This window comes from Coleofasciculus sp. G2-EDA-02 (assembly GCF_040226375.1).
Classification (GTDB): domain Bacteria; phylum Cyanobacteriota; class Cyanobacteriia; order Cyanobacteriales; family Coleofasciculaceae; genus Coleofasciculus.
The window spans coordinates 1-16868 of the sequence record NZ_JAVKEW010000183.1; the positions used below are offsets into that span (position 1 = coordinate 1).

At 47.6% G+C, this 16868-nt stretch carries 15 protein-coding genes; 10 read left to right on the forward strand and 5 right to left on the reverse strand.

Going from position 1 to position 16868, the window contains the following annotated elements; translation table 11 throughout:
- Window positions 1–149 precede the first annotated feature (149 nt).
- The 4 genes from RLO19_RS21855 to RLO19_RS21870 form a co-directional block, all read right to left on the reverse strand.
- Window positions 150–1244 carry an ABC transporter ATP-binding protein gene (locus RLO19_RS21855; RefSeq protein ID WP_446359527.1) on the reverse strand — a complete coding sequence of 365 codons (1095 nt, stop codon included), beginning with the start codon at window positions 1242–1244 and terminating at the stop codon, window positions 150–152.
- Window positions 1245–1315: 71 nt separating this feature from the next.
- A complete protein-coding gene (locus RLO19_RS21860) occupies window positions 1316–2191 on the reverse strand; it encodes a carbohydrate ABC transporter permease (protein WP_446359528.1) in 876 nt (291 codons plus the stop codon).
- A gap of 7 nt (window positions 2192–2198) precedes the next feature.
- On the reverse strand, window positions 2199–3104 hold the full coding sequence (locus RLO19_RS21865) for a carbohydrate ABC transporter permease (protein ID WP_446359529.1): 906 nt from the start codon (window positions 3102–3104) through the stop codon (window positions 2199–2201).
- Between the two features lie 47 nt (window positions 3105–3151).
- Window positions 3152–4456, reverse strand: a complete 1305-nt coding sequence (locus RLO19_RS21870) for an ABC transporter substrate-binding protein (RefSeq protein ID WP_446359530.1) — start codon at window positions 4454–4456, stop codon at window positions 3152–3154.
- A 1115-nt stretch (window positions 4457–5571) separates the two neighbouring features.
- On the opposite strand from RLO19_RS21870, the gene RLO19_RS21875 reads away from it, so the two are divergent.
- From RLO19_RS21875 to RLO19_RS21900, 6 genes are all read left to right on the forward strand, one after another.
- On the forward strand, window positions 5572–6861 hold the full coding sequence (locus RLO19_RS21875) for an acyl-CoA dehydrogenase family protein (RefSeq protein WP_446359531.1): 1290 nt from the start codon (window positions 5572–5574) through the stop codon (window positions 6859–6861).
- A 231-nt stretch (window positions 6862–7092) separates the two neighbouring features.
- Window positions 7093–7653: a 2Fe-2S iron-sulfur cluster-binding protein gene (locus RLO19_RS21880; protein WP_446359532.1), complete on the forward strand. Its 561-nt coding sequence runs from the start codon at window positions 7093–7095 to the stop codon at window positions 7651–7653.
- Complete coding sequence (locus tag RLO19_RS21885; protein WP_446359533.1) at window positions 7650–8645, forward strand: FAD binding domain-containing protein; 996 nt, start codon at window positions 7650–7652, stop codon at window positions 8643–8645. The genes RLO19_RS21880 and RLO19_RS21885 overlap by 4 nt, the downstream gene beginning before the upstream one ends.
- Window positions 8642–10774, forward strand: a complete 2133-nt coding sequence (locus tag RLO19_RS21890) for a xanthine dehydrogenase family protein molybdopterin-binding subunit (RefSeq protein ID WP_446359534.1) — start codon at window positions 8642–8644, stop codon at window positions 10772–10774. The genes RLO19_RS21885 and RLO19_RS21890 overlap by 4 nt, the downstream gene beginning before the upstream one ends.
- Before the next feature lie 16 nt (window positions 10775–10790).
- Complete coding sequence (locus RLO19_RS21895) at window positions 10791–11921, forward strand: XdhC family protein (RefSeq protein ID WP_446359535.1); 1131 nt, start codon at window positions 10791–10793, stop codon at window positions 11919–11921.
- Window positions 11922–12018: 97 nt separating this feature from the next.
- Window positions 12019–12642, forward strand: a complete 624-nt coding sequence (locus RLO19_RS21900) for a nucleotidyltransferase family protein (RefSeq protein WP_446359536.1) — start codon at window positions 12019–12021, stop codon at window positions 12640–12642.
- A gap of 143 nt (window positions 12643–12785) precedes the next feature.
- Here the strand turns inward: RLO19_RS21900 and RLO19_RS21905 are convergent, their stop codons facing one another.
- Window positions 12786–13103 carry a cupin domain-containing protein gene (locus RLO19_RS21905; protein WP_446359537.1) on the reverse strand — a complete coding sequence of 106 codons (318 nt, stop codon included), beginning with the start codon at window positions 13101–13103 and terminating at the stop codon, window positions 12786–12788.
- Window positions 13104–13148: 45 nt separating this feature from the next.
- Here RLO19_RS21905 and sufU point away from each other — a divergent pair, with 45 nt between their 5' ends.
- From sufU to RLO19_RS21925, 4 genes are all read left to right on the forward strand, one after another.
- The gene (gene sufU, locus RLO19_RS21910; protein WP_446359538.1) at window positions 13149–13583 is read left to right on the forward strand and encodes a Fe-S cluster assembly sulfur transfer protein SufU; all 435 of its coding nucleotides are present in this window, start codon (window positions 13149–13151) and stop codon (window positions 13581–13583) included.
- A 169-nt stretch (window positions 13584–13752) separates the two neighbouring features.
- Window positions 13753–14427, forward strand: coding sequence for a response regulator transcription factor (locus tag RLO19_RS21915; protein ID WP_446359539.1), 675 nt, complete (start codon window positions 13753–13755; stop codon window positions 14425–14427).
- 15 nt (window positions 14428–14442) lie between these two features.
- Entirely contained in the window at window positions 14443–15963 is a 1521-nt protein-coding gene (locus tag RLO19_RS21920) for a sensor histidine kinase (protein ID WP_446359540.1), read from the forward strand.
- A 177-nt stretch (window positions 15964–16140) separates the two neighbouring features.
- Window positions 16141–16428: a peptidase gene (locus RLO19_RS21925; protein WP_446337000.1), complete on the forward strand. Its 288-nt coding sequence runs from the start codon at window positions 16141–16143 to the stop codon at window positions 16426–16428.
- Window positions 16429–16868: the final 440 nt, after the last annotated feature.

Below are 16868 nucleotides of genomic sequence, written 5' to 3' on the forward strand. Positions count from 1 at the left end.
GGGGGCTAGGGGGGATGGAGAGAGGTTTTCCAGATCCCGTGAAAAGTGAAAAGTAAGGTGTAGGGGCGGGTTTGACGATTATCTTTTCGGTTGCACAAAAAATGTGACTAAACCCGCCCCGACTGTCGTCAGTTTCGAGACTGGAGCGGTTAGGAATGATGGGTGAAGCGATCGCCTGATTCTACATCAAACCAGTGCATCGTTTTCTCCGGTAGGGCTAGAGTCACTGTATCTTCTTCACCATCCCAGTAGTGATCAGCGGGTAACAACGCCCGAATTGTCTTACCTTCTGACCCTTGGGAACCCCTCACCCGCACGCTAATCAGTTTTTCTTTGCCCATATCTTCAACGAGATACACGTTACCTTTAATGATTTGGTTATCTCCTTCTCTGGCAATCCGCACATTTTCAGGACGAATACCCATGATAATTTGGCGCGGTTTTTGCGGCAAGTTGGGCAGTTTCAGTTTAAAGTCACCCAGAATGGCATAATTCGCCTGACAGTTAAGAGTCAGCAGGTTCATTTGGGGACTGCCCATGAAACTAGCAACAAAACTATTAGCTGGGTAGGTATAAATCTGATAGGGAGTATCAAGCTGTTGCAATACGCCCTCGTAAAGTAAGGCAATTCGAGTAGAGAGAGTCATTGCCTCAGTTTGGTCGTGGGTAACATAGACGACGGGTTTGTTTTGAGATTTAAATAGTTGCTTGAGTTCCGCCCGAACTTGTTCTCGCAGTAAGGCATCTAAGTTACTCAAGGGTTCATCTAATAAAAAGACTTCCGGTTCCCGAACTAAGGCGCGGGCAACCGCTACCCGTTGTCGTTGTCCACCAGAGAGTTGACGGGGTTTGCGTTCGAGTAAGGAACGGTCTAAATCTAGCTTGAGAATGACATCATCAATGCGTTTGCGAATTTCATCCCTAGGAGTTTTACGGATTCTCAGAGAAGCGCCGATATTTTCCTCTACTGTCATGTGAGGATAGAGGGCGTAACTCTGGAAAACCATGGCAATGTTGCGATCGCCGGGAGGGACAGTGTTGACCGTTTGTCCACTGATTACAACTCTACCCTTGGTTGGGGTTTCCAATCCCGCAATTAATCGTAGTAATGTGGATTTGCCACAGCCAGAGGGTCCGATAAATGTCATAAATTCACCATCTTCAACCTCTAAGCTGATGTCTTTAATCGGCACTGTTTTGGGATTGTATTCTTTGCGTAGATTCTGTAGTTCTAGTTTTGCCATGATTTTTGCCTATTGAGTTTTGAATCTAAATCGGGGTTAATCCAGACGTGCCATGGCACGTCTCTACAACCTCATCCTTTAACTGCCCCAGCCGTGATTCCTTGAACAATGCGACGCTGGAAGAGGAGGACTAACACAATCAGGGGCAACGTTCCAGCTACTGTCGCCGCCGCGATCGGACCGTAAGGAATTTCAAATACAGATGTTCCGCCAATTTGAGCCACTGCCACCGGGATAGTTTTCATTTCATTTTGAGTAATAAAGGTCAAAGCAAAGATAAATTCATTCCAGGCAAAGATAAATGTCAAAATTCCCGTCGTTACCAGGGCAGGTATGGTCATCGGCAGAACAATTTTCAGCAGCATTTGTACTGTGTTGTATCCATCAACCTTAGCCGAATCTTCTAAGTCTTTAGGTAGCTGCTGAAAGAAACTCCGTAGAACCAAAATAGTCAGCGGTAAATTAATTCCGGTATAAGGAACAATTAGGGCGATGTAGTTATTTCCCAAGCCGAAAGCTTTCACCACCTCTAGCAGCCCCAGAAACAGTAGCACGTAGGGAAAGAGACTGACGACGAGGACACAGCCTAGAACAATCCGCTCTCCCGGAATTTTTAACCGTGCTAAGGCATAAGCGGCAGGCGCTCCGGCGATTAAACACAATAAGGTGGAGGTTAATGAAACAAGGGCGCTATTGAAGATATAACGCCAAAAGGGATAACGCTCAAATAGCTGCGTGTAGTGATTCCAAGTGAGTTGATCCGGTGCGGGAAAATAGACATTAGGAATTGCCGAAATTGCCTCATTCACCTTGAATGACGTGATAACTTGCCAAAGGGCTGGCGCGAGGCAAAAGATTAGCGTTAATACAACACCAACCCAGAGCATAATTTGCTTGGTATTGATTCGTGACTTTTTTTGTGATGATGATTGTTGAGCGATTGCCATGGTTAATCTATTGGTCTCCTAAAACATTAAGCCGGGTTTTTGAGAGCAAAAATGCGACAATTGCTACGGCGATAATCAGCAATAGAAATGTTACGACTACCAAAGCAGCACCGTAACCAAAATCCAGATAGCGCCTCACCGTGTCGTAAATATAGAGTGAGATCATTTCCGTAGCATTAGCTGGACCCCCTCCCGTCATCACTAGGATCAAATCAAAAATACCGAAGGCTTGAGCAAATCGAAATAATAAGGCAATCAGGATTTGTGGGGTTAGCAAAGGTAAGGTGATTTGCACAAAGCTTTGTAGTGGAGAGGCTCCATCAATAGCATGAGCTTCATAAAGATCCTCAGAAATTGATTGCAATCCTGCCAGCAGAATGATCGCAAAAAAAGGCGTTGTTTTCCAGACATCAGCCGCAATCAATGCCACCATTGCCAAATTAGGTTCACCCAACCAAGTTACCGGGTCAACGACGGGTAAAAATCGCAAAATATCGTTGGCAACGCCATACTGATCATTGAAAATCCACTGCCAAGCTAACCCCATGACGGCTGTTGGTAACGCCCAGGGAATGAGTGCAGCCGTGCGAACTAAACCTCGTCCAAAAAAGGCTTGATTTAGAACTAGGGCAATTGCCATTCCTAGCACTAATTCAACCAGAATCGAGGACACCGTAAAAACGGTCGTGTGCCAGATGCTTTGCCAGAAGCGCCCATCACCCAAAAGCCTTGCATAATTTGCCAGTCCGGAAAACTCTGCCTGCAACTCAGTACCCAAATTTTGAGTGAATAGACTCAACCAAAATGCCCGTCCAATGGGATAGGCAAATACCATTACCAAGATAAGTATGGCAAGTAGGGTTAGTAACCAACCTGTTCGGATCTCTTTTTGCCGAATTGAACCTTGTTTCATAGTGACTTTATAGACTTACAACTAGCCGTGAAACCTGCTGCTTCACATTAATCTCCCAAGAGTCTACGAGTCTCCTGGGCTGCCCGATTCATGGCTTCTTCTGCACTTAGGCTTTGCGTAATCGCTGCACTCAGATAACGCTGTAAAATATCTGAGGTTTGAGCATATTGGGCGATGGGTGGACGCAGAACCGCTTTTTCCAGAACTTCTAGAAGTTTGGGAAAGTAACTATATTTAGCCACCAGTTCGGTATCGGTATAAAGGGATTTGAGAGCTGGAGCATAGCCTGTTGCCAATATGAATTGTTTTTGTACCTCCAGACGGTTAAAGAATTCAATCACTTTCCAGGCTTCATCGGCGTGTTTCGTCGATTTAGAAATACCCAGTCCCCATCCACCTTGGCAAGCACCACTGCTATCATTAGGTTGGTGTACCATCGGCTTGATTGCAAATTGACCCGCAATTTCTGAGTCGGCTGCTAATGTGTAAACGTAGGGCCAATTTCGCAAGAAAATAGCTTCACCGTTTTGGAAGATTCGCCTGGTTTCTTCTTCGGCGTAAGTGGTGACACCAGGGGGAGAAACGCCTTTGTCAATGGTATTGCGTAAAAATTCGACAGCTTGGATAGCTTCGGGTTGATCAAGTCCAACTTCTAATGTGTCTGGATTCACCCAAAAGCCACCAAATCCTTCCAGGATTTCCACAAACATAGCAGACAATCCTTCGTACTGCTTCCCTTGCCATAAATACCCCAAATCAATGTCTGTTTGTTGTTGTAAGGCTTGGGATATTTGCATGAGTTCGTCAAAAGTTTCGGGGGGTTCGTATCCACCTTGCTTTAATAAGTCAGTACGGTAGTAGAGCATACCCCCGTCGGAACGGAAGGGCATCCGATAAAGTTCACCGTTGTAGCGTCCCCCCTCTACATCCCCTTGCAGAAACTCTGATAATTGGTCTTCAGAAACTCGGTCAGACAGAGGCATTAACCATCCGGCGGCGGCAAATTTTGGTACCCAAACAATGTCTAGATAAACGAGATCGTAAGGGGATTCTCCTAGTAAGAAAGCCGAGGTATAGAGGTCTTCAACCAAGTTAGTTTCATTCGGTCCTTCGATGATTTCCAGATTAATGCCTGGATTTTGTTGTTCAAAATCCTCGACAAAAGGTTGCCACTGGGATGCTTCTAGAGCGCTCATTAACACTTTGACCGTGACGGGTTGTTGGGTCAAGGCGGGAAAAATTAGAAACTGAATTGCGGCAATTGAGGCAATCAGTAAGATTAAAAAACGAGGGAATCTTTTGATTCTGAAGATGCCTCTTTTGAGTCTGCCTAATTGCTGACTAATGTTCATTGGATGCTCTGACAATTCAATAGGGTTCAATTCACCTGTGTGATGACGATTACGCCCTGTCTCTGACAGGATTGCTCTTGGCGCTGGCATTGGAGTCAACACAACAAGGTGTAGAAGCTTCAGCCTAATTGTAGCTAACGCTTATGAATTACTTTACCTCATCGCTTGATTTGACGAGATGTCAATCTAGGTTAGAGCTAGATGTAAAGAAATGAAACTTAAGTTTATTTAAGTTAACATTGAGAGAACGATGAGGCAAGATCGGCTTGATCAGTCGATTCGGGTGTGCAAAAGGATACTGGTATCCTGTTTCGCTAACATAATTTATACCTCCATAGTTAGTTGACATTTTTCACCTGTGGCAATAAGTCCCAAGTTAACGCGGGATGGGCAAGTTCCAGCCACTCTCTTGCTCAGCTTTTCAGGCTTTATCCTACTTGCCTACCCTACATCAAATAGTTTCGTGAAAACGGTGCCAGTTATGTGTCCAGAGTTACGATTAATAGAAATTGGCTAGGATATTTTGCCAAGAAAATGGTTTTTGGGGGATTGATCATTCTTACTTTTCACGGGATCTGGAAAACCTCTCTCCAAACCTCTCTCCATCCCCCCTTGCCCCCATCCCCCCTTGCCCCCCTTTGAAAGGGGGGAAAAAGGGGGGTTAGAGAGAGGCTTTGAATTCTCCCCCTTCCCACCCCTTCGGGGAAGTAAGCTACGCAGGGAAGGGGGCTGGGGGGTTAGGTCTAATGTCGATTTTTCTAAATGGCGTGAAAAGTCAGATTGATCATTATGCCCAAGGTTATTCTGTATGGGATTGATGATGATAAATTTGCATTGTTCCAATCTGCCATTTCTCAAACATAATGAAATCAGTGGCTGTGCTTATTGAGAATTTTACCAAATACATTAGCCTAGATAATACCTTTGATGAAATAACTGATTTTTTCCTATTTTTTACCAAGCTGACCTTAAGTCATCCGATTTTTTGCCTCAACTGTCTTATCTAGCCGCCCTAAATAATTTGGGCAATCGTCTGTTGCCGTTCCCTGCTCTTTGTTTCCTTTGCTAAAAATTGGATAGTCTAAGGAAGGGATAATTTAACTGTTTGTTGCCAAATGTCACTAACCGCAGCTAACCAGGGTGTTGCTCAAGATATCGCGAATCAGTCCAACCTTTTAGAGGTGGCGGATGCTTACTTGCGCCAAATCGTTGCCCCTAGCGCCTCAGAGATAGATCGGGATACCGAAGCATTACGCACCGCACTCCAGGGATTAGGCTCTCGCAACCTCCTCGCGCTGAAGGTTCCCCAAGGTTGGGGAGGTGCCGAGGTTACTCCTGTCACCTTCTTTCACTTCCAACAACAAGTCTGTCGATATTCGGGCGCGTTGGCATTTCTGCAAACTCAGCATCAGAGTGCAGGTGGCTTTTTGGCAAAGAGTGACAATGAAGCCTTAAAGCAGCAGTATCTTCCCCCCATGGGGAGAGGTGAGGTGTTAGTGGGCGTGGGATTCTCCCAACTGCGACGCACTGGGAATCCTCCAGTCAAAGCGACGCCTGTGGATGGGGGTTATCAGATTACTGGAAATGTCCCTTGGGTTACGGGTTTTAGCTTGTTTGAGGATTTTGTGATTGGGGCGACATTACCCGATGGTCGAGAACTCTATGGTATAGTACCCTTTACGTCTACAGAGCAAGCGGTTGGGGGTGCGATCGCGTTTAGTGAACCGATGGTGTTAGCGGCGATGAACTCCACGAATACAGTGTCGGCGAGTCTGACTGATTGGTTTTTACCCCACGAGTCTGTTTTATTCATCAGAAAAGCCGGAGCGATTCATGAAACGGATCGAAAAAATGTGTTAAATCATGGATTCTTTGCCTTGGGCTGTGCTCAAGCCGGATTAGATATTATTGCCGCCGTTTATCAACGCAAGAAATTAGGGTTTATTCAAGATGCTTTTAATGCGCTCAACGCCGAAGTCTCTGACTGTGAAGCCGCAATGATGGCAGCATTATCAACAAATTATGCTGACACCGAAGATCAGGAAAATGGAAGAGATAGGGGAGATAGGGCAGATAGGGGAGATAGGGGAGATAGGGGAGATAGGGGAGATAGGGGAGATGAGGGCGGGTTTAGAAACATCCGGGTGACAACAAATGATAATAGTGAAACCCGCCCCTACATGGGGGAAAAACGTCCCCAATCCCTACAATTAAGGGCGTGGGCAATTAATTTAGCGGGGCGCTGTACCAATGCGGCTGTAACAGTTTCTAGTGGGGCGGCAAATATCCAATCCCACGCCGCCCAAAGAGTCTATCGTGAAGCTGTAGTATTTACGGTGTCTGGGCAAACCACGGCGGTAATGGAAGCAACCTTGGCGCAGTTAGTCCACTCACCTCTCAATTAGGGGAGATAGGGAAGCAGGGGAAGCAATGTAGAGACGCGCCATGGCGCGTCTGGGAGCAATGTAGAGACGCGCCATGGCGCGTCTGGGAGCAGGGGGGTGTAGAGACGCGCCATGAAATCTATCCGTGTGTAGGGGCGGGTTTAGGGACTAATATTGATTGTTATCCCTAGCTTGGCAGCAAAACCCGCCCCGACCAAATGACAAATGACAAATGACATAAACAAATGACCAATGACAAATGACGAAATAACAGTTAACCTGACGATTAATGGTGAGACGCGATCGCTAACCATTGAACCACGAGTTACATTACTAGATACACTGCGCGATCGCCTTAACCTTACAGGCAGTAAAAAAGGCTGTGATCATGGTCAATGTGGCGCTTGTACAGTCCTCATTGACGGACAGCGGGTTTACTCCTGTCTCTCCTTAGCTGTCATGCAGGAAGGCAAGGAAATTGTTACCATTGAGGGACTCAGCGTCGGCGATACTCTCCATCCCGTGCAAGCCGCATTTATCGAACAGGATGGTTTCCAGTGCGGCTACTGTACACCCGGACAGATTTGCGCTGCTGTCGCCCTCCTTGACGAAGTAAAACAAGGCTGTGGGAGCGCTGTCACAGAGGATCTCTCCCATCCACCTCAACTAGCAGAACTCTCTGAGACGGAAATTAAAGAACGACTGAGTGGGAATCTCTGTCGCTGTGGCGCGTATAATGGCATAGTCGCCGCCGTGCAGCAAGCCGCCGGACAGACGCCTCCTTCTCAAGAGCGCTACCGTCTTGGTCAATGAATAAATTCTCCTATATCCGCGCCACTTCGGTAAACGATGCCGTGCAACGAGCAATGGCGGATCAACAAGCCCTGTTTATTGCTGGAGGAACCAACTTAGTTGACCGGATGAAAGTCTTTCTGGATCAACCCTCGCAGCTTATCGATATCTCCCGCTTGCAGATGCGGCGGATTCAAGAGACGACAGCAGGCGGTTTGCGGATTGGCGCACTGGTGAGTAATACCGCCGTTGCGGATCATCCTACAGTCCGCCGGAACTATCCCCTGCTTTCTCGGGCGATTTTGTCGGGTGCCTCTCAGCAAATTCGCAATGTAGCAAGTGTGGGTGGTAATCTTCTACAACGCACGCGCTGTCCCTACTACTACGACACTGCCTTCCCCTGCAATAAACGGCAGCCAGGGAGTGGTTGTCCGGCGGTAACGGGTATGAATCGGATGCACGCCATTTTTGGCGCGAGTGAGCAATGTGTGGCGGTTCATCCCTCTGATATGTGCGTGGCGTTGGCGGCGTTGGATGCGGTGGTTGAGGTGGAAGGAACCAACGGGAGGCGGCAAATCCCATTCACTGAGTTTCACCGTCTCCCCGGCGACACACCCCAACGGGACACAACGTTAGAACCCGGCGAACTGATTACGGCTGTGGTGTTACCCCCTGTACCCTTTGCTCAATCGGGTGTTTATCTTAAACTACGGGACAGGGCGTCCTATTCCTTTGCCCTGGTTTCAGTGGCGGCTATGGTGAATATCGCCGCAGATTCTATTATTGAGGCGCGTTTAGCCCTAGGTGGCGTTGCCCACAAACCCTGGCGTTCCCAGGAAGCGGAGACATTTTTACGGGGAAAACCTGCCAACGCCGAAATATTCCAGGAAGCAGCAGACATGGTGCTACAGGCAGCGCAACCCTTAGTTGACAATGGTTTTAAAGTGGAATTAGCCAAACGCGCGATCCGGCGATCGCTGATATTATCAGCCAAGGGGGAAAGTCTCGCATGAGTCAGGTGATGGGGAAAAATGTTAGCCGCAAAGATGGGCGTGCCAAAGTCACAGGAACGGCAACCTATGCCGCAGAACACCCGATTCCGGGACTGGTTCACGGGTATCTGGTAACTGCCAGTATTGCCAAGGGGCGGATTAAATCCATTGATACTCGTGCAGCAGAGGCGATACCGGGGGTGATTGCGGTTTTCACTCATAAAAACGCCCCGCCAATATGCCCACCCACCAATAATTTCATCACCTCGAAAATCTACGAGGCACGTTTACCCCTATCCGATGATACCGTTCACTATGGGGGACAAATTATCGGCTTAGTGGTGGCAGATACTTTTGAACGGGCAAGACATGGGGCGCATCAGGTGAAGGTTGAGTACGATATCCAACCGCCAGTGGTTGAGGCGAAAAACGCCACATTCCAGGAAGCTCCGTCAATGTTTGGGGAGTCGTTTACCTTTGAGAAAGGGCAGTTTGCCACAGGAGATTTTACGGCTGGAATGGCAGACGCAGCCGCGACGGTTGAGGCGACGTACACCACCCCCACAGAACTTCATGCCCCCATGGAACCCCATGCCATTATTGCCCAGTGGCAAGGCGATTCCCTCACCGTCTACGAACCGTCACAGTGGGTAATGGGTTCCCAACGCACTTATGCGGAACTGTGTGATATCCCTGTAGAAAAGGTACGGATAATAACGCCGTATATTGGGGGAGCATTTGGTTGTAAAGGCTTCCCTTGGTCCCATGGGATTCTTTGTGTCGCCGCCGCCCGTCAGCTACAACGTCCCCTGAAAGTGGTTCTCAGCCGCCGACAGATGACCGCGAATACGGGACATCGTTCCCAAACTGAACAAAGGATTCGTCTGGCGGCAAATGCAGAGGGTATACTGAGTGCGATCGCGCATGAGGTTAAGTCCTGTACCTCTCCCGTCGAGGTTTTCACTGAACCTTGTACAAATATTACACCTGTCATGTATGCTGCCCCCACGATGCAGTTAAATCAGGAACTCGCTGTCCTGAACGTGGGTACACCAACCTTTATGCGTGCACCAGGGGAAAATCCGGGGATGTGGGCGCTGGAATCCGCCATGGATGAACTGGCTTGGGCGCTGAATTTAGATCCGGTGGAACTGCGGCTGAAAAATGAAACGAAGGAACATCAGCGCAAAGGATTGCCTTTTTCTGCCAAGCACTTTGCTGATTGTTTGCAAATGGGCGCACAACAGTTTGGCTGGAAAGATAGACCCCGACAAACCCGCGCCCTCACCCGTGAGGGTCAGCTAATCGGCTGGGGTATGGCGGCAGCAACGTTTCCGGCGCTTCGCGGTCAAGCATCGGTGAAGGTGCGCCTGTTACCCGATGGCACTGTGCATATCCTAACCGCCGCTAATGACATGGGTACAGGTGCTTATACCATGATTGCGGTGACAGCCGCCGAGGCGCTGGGTGTACCCGTGGACAATGTGCGCGTTGAATTGGGCGATTCCCAATTACCCGATGGTGGGATGGCTGGGGGTTCTATGATGACAGCATCGATTGCCCCCGCTGTCATGGAAGCGTGTCAGGAAGTGCTGAAAACGGCGAATTGTACAACAGCATCGGCTGCCTTTGATGCCCTGCGTCAATCTGGGCGGGAAGCATTTGAGGCAACGGCTTCGACAGCACCGGGAGATGAGGGCAAAAAATGGGCATTTCAGTCATGGGGTGCACATTTGTGCGAGGTGGCTGTGGATGAAGAAATCGGGCGTTTGCGGGTGACGCGCTGGGTGTCAGTGATGGATATTGGGCGGGTGATGAATGGGAAAACGGCGGCGAGTCAGGTGCGCGGTGCTGTGATTATGGGGATTGGGCAAGCGTTGATGGAGGCGTGCCACTTTGACCCAGATATTGGCTATCCTGTGGTGTATGACTTGGCGACGTATCACTTTCCGGCACACGCAGACATTCCTCGGATTGAGGTGACATTTGTCGGCAAACCGGATTTGAACTTTAACCCAGCCGGGGCAAGGGGTTTAGGTGAAATTGGTATTACCGGGGTGGCGGCGGCGGTGGCGAATGCCGTTTATCACGCGACGGGTAAGCGGTTGCGGAATCTGCCCCTGACACCGGATAAGTTGACAAATCAGTAGTCAGAGTGGCTCACTTATGAAAGAATTACAGAACATTCTGCAAACATTTGAGCAAACGAAGAACTCTGATCAAAGCATCGCCCTCGCCACCCTCGTCAAAGCCCAAGGTTCGACTTACCGACGCCCTGGTGCGCGAATGCTGATGACTTCAGGGGGAAAGATGGTTGGTTCCCTGAGTGGTGGTTGTTTAGAAGGTGATGTTTTTGAACAGGCGCAAGGGGTGATGACGTCTGGCAAACCCATTGTTGTAGAGTACGATACGATGTCCGATGAGGATATTATCTGGGGATTGGGACTCGGTTGTAATGGAATTGTTCAAATTATGATTGAACGAATTAAACCAGAGAATTCATTCAACCCGCTAACATTTTTAAGCGACTGTATCCGCTATCGACGATTGGGAGTTCTAGCAACGGTGTTTCAGGTTGAGGGTGAGATCAAAAACCAAATTGGAACTCGCTTAATCCTGTATCCAGATGGTAGAGTCGAAAGCAATATCCCAGATACTGATTTAGTTACCCAGATACGCGATGATGCCCAGAACGCGCTTAAAAACAGTCGCTCATTGATAAACACTTATCCCTTACTCATCGGTAAAGCTGAGGTGTTTATTGAGTTTATCCAGCCGCCCCTACCCCTGATCATTTTTGGTGCAGGTCATGATGTTTTACCATTAGTACGCTTGGCGCAAGAATTGGGATGGTATGTGACAGTCGTGGATAACCGACAAGCTAACGTGACACGAGAACGATTTAAATGTGCGGAGCACGTCATTCTTTGCCCTCCTGAGAAAGTCTGCGATCGCGTTCACCTCAATCATCGTACAATAGCTGTAGTTATGACCCATAACTATCTGCATGACCTGGAACTTCTGAAAACCCTCTTACCCTCTCCGGTACAGTATTTAGGAATCATTGGTCCCAAAAGCCGAACCGAAACCTTACTGCAAGATTTGCCAGAAGAAATTACCCCAACCGAACAACAACGTCAACGTTTATATAGTCCTATTGGTCTTGACATTGGTGGGGATACGCCAGAAGAAATTGCCCTATCCATTGTGGCGGAAATTCAAGCGGTTATCAGGAATCGCACGGGAGAGTCGCTGAGAAACAGACTGAGACCCATTCATGACCGAAGCATCAAATAATTTGACATTTATAGAACAGTTTATTTGAGTTCGTAGTAGGCACTTTAGTGCCAGAAGTGAAGACAGCACTAACTACAAATATAGATATCACTATAACATGAATTCTTCAACGGTTGGTCTAATCATTCTGGCAGCAGGAGCATCCACACGCATGGGTACACCCAAACAACTGCTAGACTACCAAGGACGCAGTTTTATTCGCCACACAGCAGAGGTTGCGATCGCGTCTGTCTGCCAACCAGTTATAGTTGTGTTGGGGGCGTATGCAGAACGAATACAGCCGGAACTCAGTGATTTACCTGTACAAGTGGTCAAAAATCAACAATGGCGGGAGGGAATGAGTGCTTCAATTCAGGTGGGTTTAAACGCGCTGCTGACGGGGAATCCTCACTTAGAAGCCATTGCGATCGCGCTTTGTGATCAACCCTTCGTTTCCTCTCAAACCCTTAACCATCTCGTTGAAGCCTACCGTTCTACGGGTCAACCCATTATTGCATCTGAATATGCTGGAACACTAGGTGTCCCTGTGTTATTTAACAATACTTTATTTCCCGAACTCATGGCGCTTAAGACTACCGAAGGGGCAAAAAAACTAATTCAAAACTACTATCCTCAAGTCTTTAGTATTCCGTTTTCCGAAGGAGCAATTGATATCGATACACCTAAAGACTATGAACAACTAATTTCCCCTCATCTTCCTTCTTCTAGGGATAGGATCTAAAGCATTAACCCTCATGTAGGGGCGGGTTTAGGGATTTACTTTAAATCGACGCCGATAACTTTTCTACAAAACCCGCCCTTAATCATTGGCATCTCACCCATAACCTTTGGACAAAACTACAATTATCTGAAGACAATTTTCTCCTATAGATTACCATGGACAGCAAGCCAGATGCAGGGTGGGTGAGAACTTGTCCATTCAACTCGATGCTTTTGATGAGCATTAATCAGAACATAATCCCCGGCTTTTAGTTCAATTCTCGAACCATCATCATAGGCAAGAATTGCTTCACCCTGAAGCAGGATCACCCACTCATCCTGCTGTCCGTCATACCATTCTCCTATAGGTGTCGTTTGTCCCGTGGAGATAATGCGCTCAATTAAAATGCTATCACTAGAGACTAAAGCCTCAAATAGTTCTTCATTAGGCAGTTGGGGCGGTAAGTTAAAAATATTGGGCATATCTAATCAATGATGGAACTATCCTCTATTGAATGTTAAAGGCTTATGACTTCTTCAATTCATCAGCGCCGATTATATCAGCAAATTATTCTGGAACACTCAAAAAACTCTAGAAATCGAGGCAAAACCAATCCTGTAGATGGATATCATCACGGACATAACCCGATGTGTGGCGACACAATTGAACTAACGATACAACTTAATCCAACAGGCGATAGGATTGAAGATATTAAATTTGAGGGAACAGGTTGTGCGATCGCGATCGCGTCAGCCGACTTGATGGCGGATACGGTACGGGGGAAAACCATAGCCGAAGCCTTGTCAATGGTGGAACGCTTTCGGGAGATGATTACCGGACAAGGTGAGTTTTCCCCAGAGTTGGGAAAACTAAATGCTTTACAGGGTGTTTCCCAGTTTCCTATACGGATTAAATGTGCGACATTGAGTTGGCATACGCTTAAAGCCGTTATAGAATCTTAACGCGAATCCTCATGTAATAATTTTAAATTTGGCGGCTGTCAATGGTTTACCTGTCAGACTGTGTTATCGACGGATTAGAAAAAATTGTTTGCTGCGAATCCAATTTATGGTTTACGAAAGTGAAACGTTATTATAGAAACTATCTACCCGTGAATAGCTGTGAACAATCATGAGGATTTTGCTGGTTGAGGATGATCAGCGCATTGCTAAAGCGCTGGCAGAAACTCTGCAAGACCAACATTATATTGTTGATATGGCTACCGATGGCGAAGCGGGGTGGGATTTTGTCGAAGCATTCAGCTATAAACTCATCCTGCTGGATGTGATGCTACCTAAACTGGATGGAATTAGCTTTTGTCAACGCTTGCGACGTTCCGGTAAAATGACCCCGGTGCTGATGCTGACGGCTAAAGACACTAGCAATGATAAGGTGATTGGATTAGATGCAGGTGCGGATGATTATGTGGTGAAACCCTTTGATTTGCCAGAATTAACCGCTCGGATTCGGGCATTACTGCGTCGAGGCAATTCTAGCCTACCCCCGGTGCTGGAGTGGGAACGTCTGAGCTTCGATCCGAATACCTGTCAAGTCACTTATGCTGAACACCCCCTGCATCTGACGCCCAAGGAATACAGTTTACTGGAATTACTGTTACGAAGTCATGGTCGTGTGCAGAGTCGTAGCGCTATTTTAGAACAGCTTTGGTCATGGGATGATCCACCCGGAGAAGATGCGGTTAAGGTTCATATTAAAGATTTACGCAAAAAACTTAGAGCAGCAGGCGCTCCACCGGATTTGATTCAAACGGTTTATGGTATCGGGTATCGGCTGAAGCAAAATTAGCCAGGGGAAAGACGTATGGTCAGAGAATATCAGGGAAATCAGGGACATAAAAAACCGTATAAATTTTTACCAAAATTGGGTATCAAAACCAGGTTCCCTATAAGCAAAGCAAAGGGTCAAAATCCAAAACTCAGTCAGGGCGGGTTTCGCACAAACGTTACCCTCAATAGCCAAAAGAAAATCCCTAAACCCGCTTCTACATACTCAAAACCCTGCCCTCTTTCCGAAGTAAAGCGTCAAAACTCTGTCAGCCCCCAGTTTAAATACTTGCGCTGGCGTCTGTTGGGTTCCTACCTGATGGTTATGGTGGCAATTCGGGTCATATCCAATGGTGTAGTCTATGAATTTTTTGCCCATAGTCTCTATCAGCAATTAGATAACCGTCTGCTCAATTTAGCCCAAGCGGCGGCTCATAGTTTAGTGGCGATTAAGCAGGATAAAGATGCCGTTGATCAACCTGCTTATCGCCCTTTAGACGGAGATGGTGATCTCGACATTCCCTGGCAAAATCTGAGTAAACCGGATCAAAGTGTGGAGTGGTTTGGGGCGGATCAGCAACGGTTAGCTATCTCTGGCACACTTTCGCCCACTTTTCTCCTACAAGAAGGGTTCCAGACAGGGGAACAAGGGCAGATTCGTACCCTAACGATTCCCGCATACAGTTACCGCCAAGGAGAACGACAACTCGAAGGTTATGTTCGCGCCAGTGAATCTACAGAGTCTGTGGAAGCTGTCCTCAGCCAGTTACGTTGGGGATCTGGGGTAGCCGGTATCCTGGCTTTTGGATTGATGGGGGTGGGCGGTATGTGGCTGACTCGGCAGTCGATGCAGCCGATTGAGCAGAGTTTTCAGCAACTTAAACAGTTTACAGCCGATGCGTCTCACGAGTTACGCAGCCCCCTGACGGCGATTAAGGCGTCAGTGGAGGTGATGCAGACTCATCCCGAACGGATTCATCCGGCGGATGTGGAAAAATTGGCTGCGATCGCGTCGGCGACTAGCCAGATGAGTCGTTTGGTGCAGGATCTGCTGTTACTCGCCCGAACCGATGCGACAACCGCCGCACCAACCCGCGAATTGACGGTGATTCCCCTGGACGAACTTTTGGAGGATGTTGAGGAGCGTCTCGAACCCAACGCTGAAGCCCAAGACATTACCCTGAAATGCTTACTACAACCTGATGTTTTTGTCAAGGGAGATGCTTCTCAACTTTTTCGTGTTTTTTGTAACCTGCTTGAAAACGCTCTGCAATACACTCCATCCGGGGGTACAGTTACCCTGTCGATGAGCACAGATGAAACCTTGGTAGTTGTCAGTGTGGAGGATACAGGGATTGGTATCGATCCAGAACATTTGCCGTTTATTTTTGATCGCCTGTGGCGAGCCGATAAAGCCCGAACTCAGCGCCAGGAAGGTTCAGGGTTAGGTTTAGCGATCGCTCAAGCCGTTGCTCAACAACATGGTGGAGACATTACGGTGAGGAGTGAGTTAGGAGTTGGCAGTTGTTTTCAGGTGTATCTGCCCATAGTTTCTTAGGGGTAGATAGCCGTAGGGGCATGGCACTGCCGTGTCCCTACTGGTGGTGTGAGTTTTTTTTGACAAAACTGTGGTATCCACCCGAGTTCTTTACCTTTTCCACTTAAAGTCTTAACTATAGCCGGAAACAGTGATGGCTAACATCAGAATTCTCAAGCAATGGAGGAGGGGATGCCCATGATACGCACGTTTCGTAAGTACCACCGCTTAATCGCGATCGCTGCCTGTCTCCCGTTAATTATAACCGTGATTACTGGCATGGGTTACACCATTTTTGATGAATGGTTTCATCAAGACGAGATCGCTAGGTTTCTAATGCAACTGCATACTCTGAAAATTTTGGGTTTAGAAACCATCTATCCGCTGCTGAATGGTTTGGGATTAGTGGGGTTGTTAGTTACAGGGTTAAGCATGACAGGTTTATTTAAGAAACGTCCGTCTATTCAAAAAACAGGCAACCACTAAAATCCTGATCAGGTTCCAATTTACAACTTAAAAAGAGAAAACTATTTAATACAAGGACCGGCTAAAGATTCCTTGGCAGGTTATGATGTGAAGCAAGAAGATGATTTAATTCTGGTCAAAGCTGGTTAAAACAAGCTTACACACAAACGCAACTTATGGTGAGGGCACGATACTATCGTGCCCCTACGAATGGTAATTTAGATGTCAAGAAAACGTAAGTGAGAGACTAAAATGACGTGTCTTTAGACTGGCGATTTATTCCACCCTGCCTGATCCTTCGCTCGTGTCAGGATATTTGAATTGACATCCTCCCCCGGCTAAAGAGCGCGGGGGATTCCTCACCACGCCACCTTTAGCCGGGGTGGTCGCTGATTGGGGTTGACGCTTCGCTGAAGGTTGCCTCCAAATGAGGTCTTACACCCTCTCCACGTCCGTTTATA

Coding starts and splice junctions, on each gene's coding strand:
- RLO19_RS21920 (WP_446359540.1), top strand. CDS start 14,443: ATGGTCAGAGAATATCAGGGAAATCAGGGACATAAAAAACCGTATAAA.
- RLO19_RS21870 (WP_446359530.1), bottom strand. CDS start 4,456: ATGAACATTAGTCAGCAATTAGGCAGACTCAAAAGAGGCATCTTCAGA.
- RLO19_RS21865 (WP_446359529.1), bottom strand. CDS start 3,104: ATGAAACAAGGTTCAATTCGGCAAAAAGAGATCCGAACAGGTTGGTTA.
- RLO19_RS21895 (WP_446359535.1), top strand. CDS start 10,791: ATGAAAGAATTACAGAACATTCTGCAAACATTTGAGCAAACGAAGAAC.
- RLO19_RS21890 (WP_446359534.1), top strand. CDS start 8,642: ATGAGTCAGGTGATGGGGAAAAATGTTAGCCGCAAAGATGGGCGTGCC.
- RLO19_RS21875 (WP_446359531.1), top strand. CDS start 5,572: ATGTCACTAACCGCAGCTAACCAGGGTGTTGCTCAAGATATCGCGAAT.
- RLO19_RS21925 (WP_446337000.1), top strand. CDS start 16,141: ATGATACGCACGTTTCGTAAGTACCACCGCTTAATCGCGATCGCTGCC.
- RLO19_RS21900 (WP_446359536.1), top strand. CDS start 12,019: ATGAATTCTTCAACGGTTGGTCTAATCATTCTGGCAGCAGGAGCATCC.
- RLO19_RS21885 (WP_446359533.1), top strand. CDS start 7,650: ATGAATAAATTCTCCTATATCCGCGCCACTTCGGTAAACGATGCCGTG.
- RLO19_RS21905 (WP_446359537.1), bottom strand. CDS start 13,103: ATGCCCAATATTTTTAACTTACCGCCCCAACTGCCTAATGAAGAACTA.
- RLO19_RS21855 (WP_446359527.1), bottom strand. CDS start 1,244: ATGGCAAAACTAGAACTACAGAATCTACGCAAAGAATACAATCCCAAA.
- RLO19_RS21880 (WP_446359532.1), top strand. CDS start 7,093: ATGACAAATGACGAAATAACAGTTAACCTGACGATTAATGGTGAGACG.
- RLO19_RS21860 (WP_446359528.1), bottom strand. CDS start 2,191: ATGGCAATCGCTCAACAATCATCATCACAAAAAAAGTCACGAATCAAT.
- RLO19_RS21915 (WP_446359539.1), top strand. CDS start 13,753: ATGAGGATTTTGCTGGTTGAGGATGATCAGCGCATTGCTAAAGCGCTG.
- sufU (WP_446359538.1), top strand. CDS start 13,149: ATGACTTCTTCAATTCATCAGCGCCGATTATATCAGCAAATTATTCTG.